10 protein-coding genes are annotated in these 14632 nt (G+C 55.8%); 8 read left to right on the top strand and 2 right to left on the bottom strand.

Going from position 1 to position 14632, the window contains the following annotated elements:
* Positions 1-398: 398 nt before the first annotated feature.
* From BMW84_RS20880 to BMW84_RS20865, 4 genes are all read left to right on the top strand, one after another.
* Positions 399-1370: a hypothetical protein gene (locus tag BMW84_RS20880; protein WP_139209663.1), complete on the top strand. Its 972-nt coding sequence runs from the start codon at positions 399-401 to the stop codon at positions 1368-1370.
* A 1090-nt stretch (positions 1371-2460) separates the two neighbouring features.
* Positions 2461-4443: a heavy metal translocating P-type ATPase gene (locus BMW84_RS20875; protein WP_254773076.1), complete on the top strand. Its 1983-nt coding sequence runs from the start codon at positions 2461-2463 to the stop codon at positions 4441-4443.
* A gap of 164 nt (positions 4444-4607) precedes the next feature.
* Entirely contained in the window at positions 4608-5549 is a 942-nt protein-coding gene (gene trxB / locus BMW84_RS20870) for a thioredoxin-disulfide reductase (protein ID WP_091071701.1), read from the top strand.
* Between the two features lie 75 nt (positions 5550-5624).
* A complete protein-coding gene (locus BMW84_RS20865; protein ID WP_091071700.1) occupies positions 5625-5858 on the top strand; it encodes a glutaredoxin family protein in 234 nt (77 codons plus the stop codon).
* Between the two features lie 136 nt (positions 5859-5994).
* Here the strand turns inward: BMW84_RS20865 and BMW84_RS20860 are convergent, their stop codons facing one another.
* Both BMW84_RS20860 and BMW84_RS20855 read right to left on the bottom strand, forming a co-directional pair.
* On the bottom strand, positions 5995-6195 hold the full coding sequence (locus BMW84_RS20860; RefSeq protein ID WP_091071698.1) for a hypothetical protein: 201 nt from the start codon (positions 6193-6195) through the stop codon (positions 5995-5997).
* Between the two features lie 137 nt (positions 6196-6332).
* Positions 6333-7493, bottom strand: a complete 1161-nt coding sequence (locus tag BMW84_RS20855; RefSeq protein WP_175498951.1) for an ROK family transcriptional regulator — start codon at positions 7491-7493, stop codon at positions 6333-6335.
* 286 nt (positions 7494-7779) lie between these two features.
* Here BMW84_RS20855 and xylA point away from each other — a divergent pair, with 286 nt between their 5' ends.
* From xylA to BMW84_RS20835, 4 genes are all read left to right on the top strand, one after another.
* Positions 7780-9096, top strand: a complete 1317-nt coding sequence (xylA, locus tag BMW84_RS20850; RefSeq protein WP_091071694.1) for a xylose isomerase — start codon at positions 7780-7782, stop codon at positions 9094-9096.
* A gap of 148 nt (positions 9097-9244) precedes the next feature.
* Positions 9245-10741, top strand: a complete 1497-nt coding sequence (xylB, locus tag BMW84_RS20845; RefSeq protein WP_091071693.1) for a xylulokinase — start codon at positions 9245-9247, stop codon at positions 10739-10741.
* A gap of 241 nt (positions 10742-10982) precedes the next feature.
* Positions 10983-12539, top strand: a complete 1557-nt coding sequence (locus tag BMW84_RS20840; RefSeq protein WP_091071691.1) for a response regulator transcription factor — start codon at positions 10983-10985, stop codon at positions 12537-12539.
* Positions 12540-12697: 158 nt separating this feature from the next.
* The gene (locus BMW84_RS20835) at positions 12698-14491 is read left to right on the top strand and encodes a sensor histidine kinase (protein ID WP_091071689.1); all 1794 of its coding nucleotides are present in this window, start codon (positions 12698-12700) and stop codon (positions 14489-14491) included.
* Positions 14492-14632 lie beyond the last annotated feature (141 nt).

Genomic DNA, 14632 nt, shown 5'->3' with positions numbered 1-14632 from the left:
TATCTCCAGACCGGGCTTCGGCGCGGATTGGAGTGGGCAGATGGATACGCCGGAGACCTTCTTTTAAGATAAGTTCTGTTCATTCGAACCTCAAGACCATGGGAGAGTCTATGGGTCTTGAGGTTTTTTCCTTTGCCCTTTTTTTGAGAGAAGGAGGGGAGGCTTTGTTATTGCTTTTGGGCTGTCCTTCTTGATACCGCTTGCATATTTCCGGCTGCCCTCCCGTATCTATAACAATGTAGCAGCTTCACATGCCGGCGTGAGCGCACCGGAAGATGCGGAAGCCGGTAGTAATCCAAAGCTAAAGGGTGGGTGCGAGGATGAAGGGTGAACGCCAGCAGGATCAGATTCAGGAAGAAGAAGATCGCCCATTCGGGTTTGGTGCCGAGGAGCGGGCTTTGGGAGCAGAGTTGTGCCGGGCGGCCTCGGTGGCCTCCGCGGCGGCGGAATTTATTGCGGCGGACGAATTGGAGAACGACCAGGAACTGTATCAAGGTGATTACTTGAAGCGGGGCAGGGAATATTCCACGTTCCTTGTGCTGCATGAAGGTTTGGGGGAACGGCTTTTCCGGGAGGACACGGGGACGATGCCCGGAGGGCCTTGCCTGATCCGCAGCGAAGAATGGCTGCAGGCGCCGGAGCTGGCCGAATTATACAACCGCTGGCTGTCCGAAACCGATGAAGCGGTGGGCGAGCGGATGCTGCAGCGGATCTATTACCGGCTGCGCGCCTCGGCTTCCGCGTTGCTGGAATCGGCCGAAGGAATGTGGTCGGCCGTCACGCTCCTGCAGCCGCCGGAGCTTGCGGCGTCGCCTTATCGCATGGCCGTGCTGCAGGACGTGCAGCTGGAAGCGCTGTTCGCGGCCGTGGCCGAGCGCCACCGGCACGGGCGCGACGGCCGCCTGGACCTGCTGGCGCCGTATCCCGCCAGCGCCTCCGAATTCGCGCGTTTACGCGAATTCATCGAGGACGTGGCCGAGCAGACTCTCGGCCACGCGGATGCGGCGGCTTGCCGGATCGGGGCGCTGCTCGCCCCGGCCACGCGGCAAGCCGCCGCCGCCGAAATCGGGCGCATCGCCGATTTCGTGGTGATCGACGGCGCGGCCGGCGAAGCCGCGCCGGAGGACGCCGCCGGCTTCGCCCGGGCGGCGGGGGACGTACTCGCCGCCGTGCGGCGCGTGAAGCCGGCGGCGGTGGTGCTGGCCGCCGGAGCGCCGGCGGCGGCCGCGCTTGCCGATCTGTACCGGATCGGCATGAGCGGGATCTTTTGCAGCGCGGCCCAGCGGACCGAAGCGCTGCTGCGTGCGGCGTGCCTCACCTGGATCGCACGCCAGGACCATGTGGATACAGCCGCCGGAGGATGGCTGTAACCGCTGTTGAACGCGGGAAATGACGCCCGCGTTCATTGACTCAGCCGCCCCGTTTGACATGGGGCGGCTTTTCAAGGTCCGTTTAACGCTCAATCCAAGAATGTACATGAGCGTAAAAAACGGGAGAATGCGTAATCCGTCGCATGCAGAATTCTTACGGACACAGGAGCCGTTATTTTGTCAAAATGACGCTTTTTTCTGCGCTAACGGACACAGGAGCCCTTATTTGTGTTAGATCGGCCTATTTTGAGGCTGATTTCACTAAATAACGGCGCTCAGGTCCGTTGGATTGGGAAATAAAGCGAATTTAGCGAAATAACGGCGCTCAGGTCCGTTAGCAATAGTGAGCTGCTCACATCCGGCTAAACCGAAAAGTTCTCCGCACCGACACTGCCTTAACCCCATAAGTCTCCTGCGACAGCACGCCCGCATCAACAAGTCGTCCACACGGTCGCCCCTGTCAACCGTTCCGGCCGCCTGCCAACCATTCACAACCGCGGCATCCCCCAACCATCAGGTACCCGCGCCTAGCCAACAAGGTTCCCCTTCTGATTCTGCCCCCACCTACAGGTCCCAACCCGCTCACCTAACATGGTCCCTTACCGACTCTGCCCTCTACTATCAGTTCACTGCCTCCCGGCCAACAAGTTACCCATACCGCAGCTTTCCCCATCATCGGGTACCCGCGCCGCTCACAGCCGGCAGTCACCGCGACCGTGCGCCCAACATCAACAAGTCATCCGCACCGCCGCCCATGCCACCCAGGGGATCTAAGCCGCACCACTAACTGATCCCCGCGTCGTTACCATCCACGCAGCTCAGCGCCAATCCTGCGTCCCCCACCTGCGGCACTGGACGCCTATTCCCGGAAAATGGGCTTTTCCGTGTCTTTACAAACCCGCTGAATGTGGTATAGTAGGGCTATAAGTTGCACGAAGTAAAATTAGTTGGATGATCACAAAAACGATTATCATTCTCATTTAACATGCTGTCCCGGCGATGCCGGGGCAGCATGTGTCATTTTAGGGGCTTTAATAATGGCTCTCATTATCATTTGGATCCAATAAATCGATAAGGAAAGGTGATTTCTATGCAAGCAACAACAACCTCAAGACCCATGGCACGGCCTGTGCCGGAAGAAAATAAACAGCAAGGCGGGGCACGCCTGCCGCAAGCGCCGAAGCCGCGGCGGTTTGACCCGCTCGCGATGCTGGGTAACGGTGAGATGCAAGCAGCGCTCGGGAGCGGTGCGCTGATGCTGATGGCGTGGGCGGTTAGCGGGTGGTCCGAAGCTTTTTCCGTGGTGCTCTACGTGATTTCGTATACCCTGGGCGGCTGGATGAAAGCGAAAGAAGGCGTGGAGACGCTCGTGAAGGAGCGTGATCTCGACGTTAATCTGCTCATGATTGCCGCCGCACTGGGAGCGGCAGCCATCGGCTATTGGAATGAAGGGGCAATGCTGATTTTTATTTTTGCACTGAGCGGCGCGCTGGAGAGTTACACGATGGAACGGAGCAAAAAGGATATCTCCGCCTTGATCGCGCTCAAACCGGCGACGGCGCTGCGGATCGAGCAAGGCTCCATGAATGAAGTTCCGATTGCCGCCCTGGCGCTTGGCGACCTGCTGCTGGTCCGGCCAGGCGAATTGATTCCTGCCGACGGAGTCGTCTGCCGGGGAGAATCGGCCGTCAACCAGGCGTCGATTACCGGGGAATCCATTCCGGTGGAGAAATCTTCCGGCGATGAAGTTTTTGCGGGGACGTTGAACGGGGAGGGGCCGCTGTATATCGAGGTCTCGAAGGAAGCGGAACATACGCTTTTTGCAAAAATCATCCGGATGGTGGAAGAAGCGGAAACGGAGGTCCCGGACTCCCAACGGTTCATCAAACGCCTGGAATCCGTATATGCGCGAATTGTGGTGGCGGCAACCGTACTGCTGATTGCACTGCCGCCATTTGTACTCGACTGGAGCTGGAACGCGACTTTTTACAAGGCGATGGTGTTTCTGGTGGTGGCTTCCCCTTGCGCACTGGTGTCGTCGATCATGCCGGCGATGCTGTCCGCGATCTCCAAAAGCGCGCGTAAAGGCATTCTTTTCAAAGGCGGTGCCCATCTGGAGAACATGGCACGTACGGCTGTTGTAGCGTTCGATAAAACCGGCACGCTGACCGAGGGCATTCCGCAGGTTACGGATTTTATCGCCGCGGCCGGATATTCCCGGACGGAACTGCTGACGGTAGCTGCATCCATCGAGGCGTTGTCCCGCCATCCGCTGGCGGAGGCCATTGTCCGGCTTGCGGAGACGGAAGGGCTGGAGCGATGCGAGGTCGAAGACAGCCGGGCGGTGACCGGCTGGGGGATCGAAGGGCAGGTCGGCGGAAACCTGTGGCGGATCGGCAAATCGGATCTCCTGGATGAAGCGGACGCTGCGAACCAAAAGGACCGCACGGAGTGGAGAGAGCTGCGGGGCCGGCTGGAGGAAGAAGGAAAAACCGTGTCGCTGATGCTCTGCGGGGAGACAATCGCCGGAATGATCGCGCTGCAGGATACGGTACGTCCAAGTGCCTCAGCTGCAGTACGCAAGCTGCAAAAACTCGGCGTCAAGGTGGCGATGCTGACCGGCGACCGGCCGGCCACGGCGGAAGCAATTGCGCGGCAGACCGGAGTCGATTGGGTCTACGCCGGACTGCTGCCGGAGGATAAAGTGACGCATATTAAAGAGCTGCGCGGGAAACACGGGCATGTCATGATGGTCGGGGACGGCGTCAATGACGCGCCCGCCCTGGCCACGGCGACGGTAGGCGTCGGGATGGGAATGAAGGGCAGCGGCGCGGCACTGGAGATTGCCGACGTGGTGCTGATGAACGACAACATCGAGGAAATCGCCGCTACGATCGGGCTGGCCCGGCGTACGCAGCGGATCGTGAAGCAGAATATGGTGTTCGCGGTGAGCGTGATCGCCGTGCTGATGATCAGCAATTTTGTGCAAGGCATCGCACTTCCGTTCGGCGTGGTCGGACATGAGGGCAGCACGATCCTCGTCATTCTGAACGGCCTGCGCCTGCTCCGCTAATATAGATTGTTTAAAATTGAATTGTTCACAAAAAATATTCGCGGCACGAGTCTGTGATATTGACATTTCTCCTTCAGTTATTCATAATAAGTTCTAGATTATAATTATTTTAATTTAGATACAGAATAGACGTCTCAGTCGTCCATCTGAAGGAGGATATAGCTATGTACAAATCCATTATCGTCGGTACTGGCCCTGCCGGGCTGACTGCAGCGATCTACTTGGCCCGGGCCAACCTTAATCCGCTCGTGATCGAAGGCCCGCAACCCGGCGGACAGCTGACTACAACAACCGAAATCGAAAATTTCCCGGGCTTCCCCGAAGGCATCATGGGTCCCGAACTGATGGACAATATGCGCAAGCAGGCGGAACGTTTCGGCGCAACCTTTATCACCGGCTGGGTGGACCGCGTGGAGCTGGGCGACCGTCCGTTCAAGCTGTATGTGGAAGGCATGGAACCGCTGGTTACCGACACGCTGATTCTTTCGACCGGTGCGACGGCTAAGTATCTCGGCATTCCGGGAGAGCAGGACAATATCGGACGCGGCGTCAGCACTTGCGCCACTTGCGACGGATTTTTCTTCCGCGGCAAAGAGATCGTGGTCGTCGGCGGCGGAGATTCCGCGCTGGAGGAAGCCGGCTTCCTGACCCGTTTTGCTTCGAAAGTAACCCTGGTGCACCGCAGAAACGAGCTGCGCGCCTCGAAGATTATGCAGGACCGCGTTCGCGACAACGCGAAAGTGGAGTGGGCACTGAACCGTACGCCGCTTGAAGTGGCCGCCGGAGAAAGAGGCGTTAACGGCCTCAGAGTGCTGAACAACGAAACCGGCAAGGAAGAAGTAATCGAAGCCAGCGGCGTATTCGTGGCGATTGGACATCATCCGAACACGGGCTTCCTCGGCGGACAAATCACCACCGACGAGAATGGCTACATCGTCACCAATCCGGGAACCTCGGAGACCAACATTCCGGGCGTGTTCGCTTGCGGCGACGTACAGGATACCCGTTACAGACAGGCGATTACGGCTGCCGGCAGCGGCTGCATGGCGGCAATGGACGCCGAGAAGTACATTGAATCGCTGGAGCACAGCGCAGTGATTCTGTAACCCTGAATTTGGAACGAACCGCACTCCGGTGCTACAATAAACAAGATTCCATGCATATGAGAGGAGAGATCAACGATGGAAAACGTAATTGTGTACACTTCGACCAACTGCCCGCATTGCCGTCAGGTCAAAAGCTTTCTGAGCGAAAAAGGAATTTCCTATGAGGAGCGCAACATCGAACAGAACGATGACTACGCCCAGCAGGTCTGGGATATGGGCATGCGCGCCGTACCGGTAACCGTCATCGGCGATTTCAAGATTGTCGGCATGAACAAAACCCAATTTGCCAAAGCGCTCGCCACTGAGTAAACGGTGAGCTGAAATACACAAAAGACCGCTTCCATTTGCGAAGGCAACCCGGCTGTCAGAAGTCATTCTGGCGGGGGCCATGCAAGTGGAGCGGTCTTTTTTTGCATTAACGAAATGCATAAGTTCCCTGGTCCAATTATAAATGGGTGATGGACATGAACGTTTGAAATACGGCATATACGGCAATTCCGCTGAATATAAGCATAAGTCCGGACTTCTTCCGGGATTGAAACAGACGCAGCACGCCGAGGCTGATGAGCGGAGCGATGATGAGCAGGAGCAGCAGTACGACAATGAACATTTGCGTCGAAATGTCGGACAAATCAACATAGGTCATGGACTTCTCTCCATTTCAGGGAAAATGGTGTGATAAATGTCACACTTATCTGACCTATATTATATAGGATTGCTTCACGTTTTGCCGCATTGCAGGAAGATATGTGCAATTTTTTTTAGCCAAATGTGTCCAAAGGGTTACACCGAGATCCGGATGTTGCCGAGAAAATGCATCACTGCCGCAAAACCAGCGCCGATTTTAGTCCCACGGCTGCCCAGCTTGGAGAAGGTGATTTCGAGCTGCTGCTTATGGTAGGGAAGCGTCCGCTCGGCAACGACCCGCCGCAGCGGTTCGGCCAGCCAGGGCTCCGCTTCGGACAAAGCACCGCCAATGACGATCAGCTCAGGATTAAAGCTGTTAATCAGATTGGTGACTCCGATCCCGAGCGATTGGCCCATAGCGGCAAAATGCCGCAGGGCGTCCTCCTGGCCCGCGGCTGCATGCTTGACAAGACCGGCCGTGGTTTGTGCCGGTAGACGGAGATCCGGATTGTCGTAAGTTTTCTCTGAAGCGTACAGCTCCCAGCACCCGCGGCTGCCGCAGCTGCACGGTTTGCCTTCCGCTTCGATCGTCATATGGCCGGTCTCGCCGGCATAGCCGCGGGCCCCTTTGTACAGCTCGCCGCCGATGATGATCCCCGACCCGATCCCGGAGCCGGCGCTGATGTACAGCAGATGCCGGACGCCTTGCGCCGCGCCGAAATTCAGCTCGCCTTGCGCGCCGGCGTTGGCCTCATTGTCGATGGTGACGGGGACGGAGAACTCATTTTCCAGCAGCGCGCGCAAATCGACCATTTCCCAGCCGAGGTTGGGCGCGAAGAGCACGACGCCATGCTCGTCGACCATGCCCGGAACGCCTACCCCGATCCCTACAATGCCGTAAGGGGAAGAGGGGGCGGCGGCGAATAGTTCAGCGATCATCGACTTCATTTTTTCCAGCACAATAGGCAGATCGTGGCGGTCCAGCGCCGTTTCCCGTTCCTCCAGGATGCTTCCGCCGAGGTCGCACAGCACGGCCGTCAACTGCTTGACGCGAAGTTCGATCCCGATAACGCTTCCTGCGCCTTGATTGAAATGAAGCATCGTCGGCTTGCGTCCGCCGCTGGATTCACCCGGCCCCGCTTCGGTCACTAGCTCCTGGCCGCAGAGTTCGGCGACGAGGTTCGAGACGGTGGCTTTATTGAGTCCGGTCATTTCGGAGACCTTGGCCCGGGAGACGGGGGCTTGCTTGCGGATGGTATGTAAAATTAACGATTTGTTGATTTTTTTGACCAGCGCCTGATCACCGGTAACTTTCACGAAGCACACTTCCTTCTTTTTTGGCAACGTTCTCATTTAGGGTATGCCCCTTAGTGTAGAGCGATATCCAGCAAATTGCAATAATGAATCGGCGGCATCGGGGGAATGATAGAGCAGGATGTTTGCGGCGGGCGCAGTGCTTTCGGCAATTGTTGCGAGCCTTTGAACATACGTTTTTGAAAAAATAAAAAACTTTGTTTAACCAATATACAAAGTCGCGAAATTGTGCTAAGATGGTCCTGTAAACGCTTGCGGATAAAGCGAACACACAAGGAGGATTCTATTCATGGCTTATTTTGAAACAGTGAGCAAAATCTCTTACGAGGGAAGCCGCTCCACCAACCCGTTTGCATTCAAATACTACAACCCTAAAGAAATCGTAGCCGGCAAAACGATGGAAGAGCATCTGAAATTTGCAATGGCTTATTGGCATACATTGACTGCGGGCGGAGCCGATCCGTTCGGCGCCGAAACGGCAATCCGCAGCTGGGACAAGCTGAGCGGGCTGGACAAAGCGAAAGCACGCGCTGAAGCCGCTTTTGAATTCATGGACAAAATGGACCTCCAATACTACTGCTTCCACGATGTAGACATCGCTCCTGAAGGTGCAAGCCTGCGCGAATTCTACAGCAACATCGACACCATCGTCGATATTCTGGAACAAGGCATGAAACAATCCGGCAAGAAACTGCTGTGGAACACCGCTAACATGTTCACCAACCCGCGCTTCATGCACGGCGCAGGCTCCACTTGCAACGCTGACGTGTACGCACACGCCGCTGCCCAAGTGAAGAAAGGTCTGGAAGTCGGCAAACGCCTGGGCGCAGACAACTATGTATTCTGGGGCGGCCGTGAAGGTTACGAAACACTGTTGAACACCGATCTAGGTCTTGAACTGGACAACATTGCCCGCCTGTTCTCCATGGCTGTGGATTACGCGAAGGAAATCGGCTTTGAAGCCCAATTCCTGATCGAGCCAAAACCAAAAGAGCCAACCAAACACCAATACGACTTCGATGCCGCTACAACCATTTCGTTCCTGCAAAAATACGGCCTCGACAAACATTTCAAACTCAACCTGGAAGCGAACCACGCTACCCTGGCTGGACATACATTCGAACACGAACTGCGCGTAGCCCGTCTGAACGGCATGCTGGGATCGCTCGACGCGAACCAAGGCGACACGCTTCTCGGCTGGGATACCGACGAATTCCCGGTTAACCTGTACGACGCTACCCTGACCCTGTACGAAGTACTGAAAAACGACGGTCTGGGCAAAGGCGGCATCAACTTCGACTCCAAAGTACGCCGTCCGTCCTTCGAACCTGAAGATCTGTTCCTGGCGCACATCGCCGGCATGGACACTTATGCTAAAGGCCTGAAAGTTGCTGCCAAGCTGATCGAAGACCGCGTATTCGACGACTTCATCGACAAACGTTACAGCAGCTTCAAAGAAGGCATCGGCGCCGACATCGTATCCGGCAGAGCTACTTTGGCTTCCCTTGCCGACTACGCGCTGAACAACGAAAATCCGCGTCCGAACCAATCCGGCCGTCAAGAACTGCTCAAAGCCACTTTGAACCAATACATCCTGGCTGAGTAGTCCCAAATGCCGGGCCTTATGGGCTCCGGTCCCTGAGGGCAGCAGCCTGAAGGAAAACGGGGGCTGCCGAAGATTGCATTCTTCGGCAGCCCCTTTTGTTATAGATTACGGCCGTAGGAGCCGATATTTCAGGAGGTTGAGGTTCAGAATGAAATATGTAATCGGTGTAGATTTGGGAACCAGTGCGGTAAAGACCGTGCTGGTCGATCCGCAGGGCAAAGTGGCGTTCGAGCATTCGGAGAGCTATCCGCTCAGCCGGCCGCAGCCGAACTGGAGCGAGCAGAATCCGGAGGACTGGGTGAATGGAACGCTGGTCAGCCTGCGCCGTTTGATGGAAGTATCGGGCGTGGAGCCTTCGCAGGTTGACGGAATCAGCTTCTCCGGTCAAATGCATGGCCTCGTGCTCGTGGATGGGGAAGGCAAAGTGCTGCGTCCGGCTATTCTGTGGAACGATACGCGGACGACGGCGCAATGCCGCAGAATCGAGAAGACGCTGGGCGGCAAGCTGATCGACATTGCGCGCAACAAGGCGCTCGAAGGCTTTACGCTGCCGAAAATCCTCTGGGTACAGGAAAACGAACCAAATGTGCTGGAAGCCGCGAAGCAGTTCCTGCTGCCGAAAGACTATGTGCGTTTCCGCTTGACCGGCGACTACGCCATGGATTATTCCGATGCTGCCGGCACATTGCTGCTGGACGTCGGCGCGAAGGAATGGAGCGCGGAGATTGCCGAAGCATTCTCGCTGCCGCTCTCGCTTTGTCCGAAGCTGGTGGAGTCGTTTGACCAAACCGGCACGCTGCTGCCGGAAATCGCCGAAGCCTCCGGCCTGCTGGCGACCACCAAAGTATTCGCCGGCGGCGCGGATAACGCTTGCGGGGCGCTTGGCGCCGGTATCCTGGGCGAAGGACGCACGATGTGCAGCATCGGCACCTCGGGCGTAGTTTTGTCCTATGAAAGCAACAAAGATCTTAATCTCGAAGGCAAAGTCCATTTCTTCAACCACGGGGAAAAGGATGCCTACTATATTATGGGCGTTACACTGGCGGCAGGACACAGCTTGACCTGGTTCAAAGAAACCTTTGCCGCCGATAAGAGCTTCAATGAACTGCTGGCCGGCGTAAGCCAAATCCCGGCGGGCAGCAGCGGTTTGCTGTTCACGCCGTATATCTCGGGCGAACGCACGCCGCATCCCGATGCGAACATCCGCGGCAGCTTCATCGGCATGGATTCCGGCCACACGCTTTCGCATTTCGCCCGTGCCGTGCTGGAGGGCATCACGTTCTCCCTGCGCGAGTCGATCGAAATCGTACGCGAATCCGGCAAAACGATCAACGAAATCGTAGCGATCGGGGGCGGAGCCAAAAACGAAGACTGGCTGCAAATGCAAGCCGATATCTTCGGGGCCTCGATTATCCGTCTCGAAAGCGAGCAGGGCCCGGCCATGGGCGCGGCAATGCTCGCAGCTTATGGCGCCGGCTGGTTCAAGTCGCTCGGCGAATGCGCAGAGAGCTTTATCCGTCCGGCGGATGTGTATAAGCCGAACGCTGAGCAGTCCGCGGTATATGACGGCCTCTTTAAGCTGTACCAAGAAGTATACGGACAGACCCGCGAGCTGAACGAGAAGCTGGCTGCGTACCGTCAATAAAGGCTATTATGGGTTTACACTGAGAGTTTAGGGGAAGTGGCGGAAGAGAAGTTTGGAACTGCAGGAGCGTGAGCGTTCGACCGAAAGTTTTCTCTGGAAAGCTCGCATCGTAAACATATGCTGTCTCCGGATTTCACCCGACAACAGCGACCGAAAGTCCAAACATTCTCTGTAGTCATGGTTAACCCAAAATTAATGCTATTATAGAAGCAAGCCGAAGTTTTGCCGGGAGGATGATGATATGATTAAAGTGCTGATTGTAGATGACGAGCCCAAGCTGCGGGAAGGAATGCGCACGCTCATTCCTTGGGAGGAGCAGGGCTATACCGTGGTGGCAACGGCGGCGAACGGATTCGAGGCGCTTGAGAAATTTCAGACCCATGCTCCCAAACTGATCCTTGCGGATATTCGGATGCCGGGGATGGACGGCCTGGATCTGATTGCCGAGCTGCGCGACCGGGGAGCGGACTGCCATGTGCTGATTCTCAGCGGCCACGCCGATTTTGAATATGCTAAGCGTGCGATTTCCTATCATGTCGACGGATACCTGCTGAAGCCGGTCGACGAAGACGAACTGCTGAACTATCTCAAAGAGCTGCGCGAGACCATAGAGCAAGAGGAATTCCTGTCGCGCCTGCAAGCGGAAGGACCGGTTCGCAACGACGAGACGCTGCTGAGAGACCTGCTGCAGCCGCGGGAGAATACCGAAGCGGCGGAGGATGCCGCCGCCATTCTTGGACTGCTGGACCGCAGCCTGGAAGTGGTGCTGGTCGAGCTGAAGGGCCTCCATAAAGGCGAGGCTTACCGGGAGGAGCAGGTTCGCGGCCTCTTGGAGCAGAAAGTGAAGCCCGAACGAGGACTGCTGTTTTCGCTGCCGCCCTATCTGGGGATTTTGCTGAAGCAGCCGTTGACCGGTGCGGAGGCGAGAACGGCCTTCTGGCAGGAGCTGAACCGGATAATCTCCGGTGAGGGGCTGGATTTCCGAGCCGCGACAGGCGGAATCGCCTTGGTCCCGGAGGAGGTTGCAATGTCCTTTGACGTAGCCGTGGAACGTCTGGAGGATGCCTTTTTCGGACCGCCCGATACGCTGCTTAGCGGCACTCCGGATTTATGGGAAGAGGCCGAGGAGAACATCGTCCAGGCTGAAGAAGCGGACCTGGAGACGGATGGGGAACGCGACGAAGAAATGCAGCTGCTGCTGACGGTCGAGACCGGAAACCACGAAGCCGTCGGCGGGCTGATCGGCCGGATCATTCGCAAGCTTGTCGGCGAAAAACGCGAGGAGGCTTATCTCAAGGAGAACCTCATCCGGATCATAAGCAGCATTGTCGCGCGCCTGGAGGCTGCCAATCCCGATGTCCGTGCAGCCATTGCCGACGTGCCTTCCCCGATGAGCGAGCTGTACGGCAGCGATAATCTGACAGGGATGCAAGGGCGGATTGCAGCCTATCTGGAGCAGATTTCGAAGCGGATGGGCGGCGGAAAAGGCGATGAAATCAAACGGATTACCGATCTGATTCAGCGGCGGTATAACGAGAATCTGAAGCTTGGCGCGCTTGCCGAAGTGTTCAATTATAACAGCGCGTATTTAGGCAAAATGTTCAAGCTGCAGGTAGGCGAGCATTTTAACACGTATTTGGACAAAGTAAGAATCGAGAAGGCGAAGCAGTTCCTGAACCAGGGCATGAAGGTCTACGAGGTGGCTGAAAAGGTCGGCTACATGAACGCGGATTATTTCAATGCCAAGTTCCGGAAATATGTCGGCGTGTCGCCCACCGCCTTCCGCAAAGAGAAATAATACCTGAGCAGGAGCTATTGCCCGTCCCGGGTTTTGCGCGTATGCTTAGTGTGTGAGCCAGGCTGTTCCCGATCTGACCGGTCGGGGAACGGCCTGTTTGCCATTTACCGCGGAAGCGGTGATCGAAGGGGGCCATCAAGATAAAAAAGCTGGTGCGCATGATCAATAATCTGAAATTCAGGTATAAGCTAATGGTATTCTACATTCTGGTAGTCATGATTCCCGTGCTGATCGTCGGGATTATTCTGACCAGTTATTTTCGCCAAGCCGCGCTTACCCGGGCGATCGACCAGGCGACAAACAATGTGGATAAAGTCAAAAGCCAATTGTCGAATAAGCTTCGCGTGCCTACGGATATCTCCAACCTGCTGTATTTTGACAAGTCGCTGAAGGTGCTGGTCACCACGCAGTATCCGGACATTTTGGAGTTGACCAAGGCTTATCTGAACTATACCGATTTCAAGGACTACATCCTGCAGTACAGGGAAGTTTCGAATATCCGCTTTTTCATTGAAAACAATACGCTCGTGGACGACATGTCCATCGTGCCGCTTACGCCCGAGATCGAATCGAAGCTCTGGTATAAAAAAGCGCTCAGCAGCAAAAATATATTCTGGCTGTATATCCCCGACAAGGAAAACTTTGCGAACAGCGAAAAATGGACGATTAACAAGCTGAGCCTGATCCGCCAGGTGTATTTTCCGGAATATAAAAAGACCGGCGTGCTTATGGTTCAGGTGTCGCAAAACGAATTGAACGGAATGCTGTACCAGGAGCCGTTCGAAACGATTATCACGGATGAGATGAGCTACATTGTCGCCGCCAAAAACCCGGAGCTCGTAGGGAGCACGCTGGATACGTTCGATATCGGGACGGATTTGAAATCGACAAGCAAGGCGGTCATCCGTACAACGGTGAAAGGCAAGGATTCCTACGTCATCGTGGATGAAATGACCCCGCCGCTGAGCGTCAGCAAGCTGAAAGTCATCTCCGTATTCGAAACCAAAAGCATTCTGAGCGCGGCCAACCGGGTGAGCGTCATCGGGCTGATGATTATTAGCGGCGTATTGCTGGTGGCTCTGGTTCTGGTATATACGATCTCGCTCTTGACCACGAACCGTCTGCTGCGGCTTAGCCGGCAGCTCAACCAGGTTGCGCTTGGCAATCTGAAGGTCGTGTCGCATATCGACGGTACCGACGAGATCGGGCAGTTGTCGCGCCAGTTCAACTATATGGTGGGCAGCATCAACCGGCTGATCTACCAGGTCGTCGAAACCAATGAGAAGAACAGCAAGCTGGAGCTGGCGCAGAAGGAGATCAAGCTGAAAATGATGGCCAGCCAGATCCATCCGCATTTCCTGTTCAACGCGCTGGAATCGATCCGCATGAATGCACATTTAAAGGGCGAAAAAGAAATCGCCAATATCGTCCGTCTGCTTGGCAAGCTGATGCGCAAAAACCTGGAGGTCGGCAGAGACCGTGCCCCTATTAAGGAAGAAATCGAAATGATCCGTTCGTATCTGGAGATCCAGAAATTCCGCTATGAGGACCGGCTGATGTTTGAAATCGAATTTGATGCCCGGACGTCGGAGATCATGGTTCCGCCGCTTGTGATCCAGCCGCTCGTGGAGAACTCCGTCGTGCATGGACTGGAGAATAAGGAAGGCACGGTGCATGTAAAGGTTAATGTCGCCTTGCGGGACGAAGAAGTGGTTGTGGTAGTGGAGGATGACGGCATCGGCATGACCGACGAGCGGCTGGCGGAAATTATGGCCAAAATCACCAGCGCCGACGAAGAAGCGGAGAGCCGGATCGGCATGCGCAACGTGCATCAGCGGCTGACGATGTATTACGGCGAGGCCCACGGTCTGCAAATCGAAAGCGCCTACGGCCTCGGGACGAAAATCGTTTTCACGATTCCGGTGAGCTATGACAAGCTGAAAGGAAACTGACGGGGGGCAATGTCTAATTTTCACTGATTTTACGTTAAATCTGTCGGGTATCCGCTTTCAAACGAGCGCGGTATGATATGTCTATAAAGACGAAGGGGGAATCATAAACGTGAAAGCGCTCACGGATGAAGGCATTACCGT

It is taken from the genome of Paenibacillus sp. NFR01 (assembly GCF_900111565.1).
In the GTDB taxonomy this organism is placed as follows: domain Bacteria; phylum Bacillota; class Bacilli; order Paenibacillales; family Paenibacillaceae; genus Paenibacillus_AQ.
The sequence above is the reverse complement of the archived record's forward strand: the minus strand, read 5'-3'. Positions and strand labels throughout refer to the sequence as shown.

Coding starts and splice junctions, on each gene's coding strand:
- BMW84_RS20875 (WP_254773076.1), top strand. CDS start 2,461: ATGCAAGCAACAACAACCTCAAGACCCATGGCACGGCCTGTGCCGGAA.
- trxB (WP_091071701.1), top strand. CDS start 4,608: ATGTACAAATCCATTATCGTCGGTACTGGCCCTGCCGGGCTGACTGCA.
- BMW84_RS20865 (WP_091071700.1), top strand. CDS start 5,625: ATGGAAAACGTAATTGTGTACACTTCGACCAACTGCCCGCATTGCCGT.
- BMW84_RS20860 (WP_091071698.1), bottom strand. CDS start 6,195: ATGACCTATGTTGATTTGTCCGACATTTCGACGCAAATGTTCATTGTC.
- xylA (WP_091071694.1), top strand. CDS start 7,780: ATGGCTTATTTTGAAACAGTGAGCAAAATCTCTTACGAGGGAAGCCGC.
- xylB (WP_091071693.1), top strand. CDS start 9,245: ATGAAATATGTAATCGGTGTAGATTTGGGAACCAGTGCGGTAAAGACC.
- BMW84_RS20840 (WP_091071691.1), top strand. CDS start 10,983: ATGATTAAAGTGCTGATTGTAGATGACGAGCCCAAGCTGCGGGAAGGA.
- BMW84_RS20835 (WP_091071689.1), top strand. CDS start 12,698: ATGATCAATAATCTGAAATTCAGGTATAAGCTAATGGTATTCTACATT.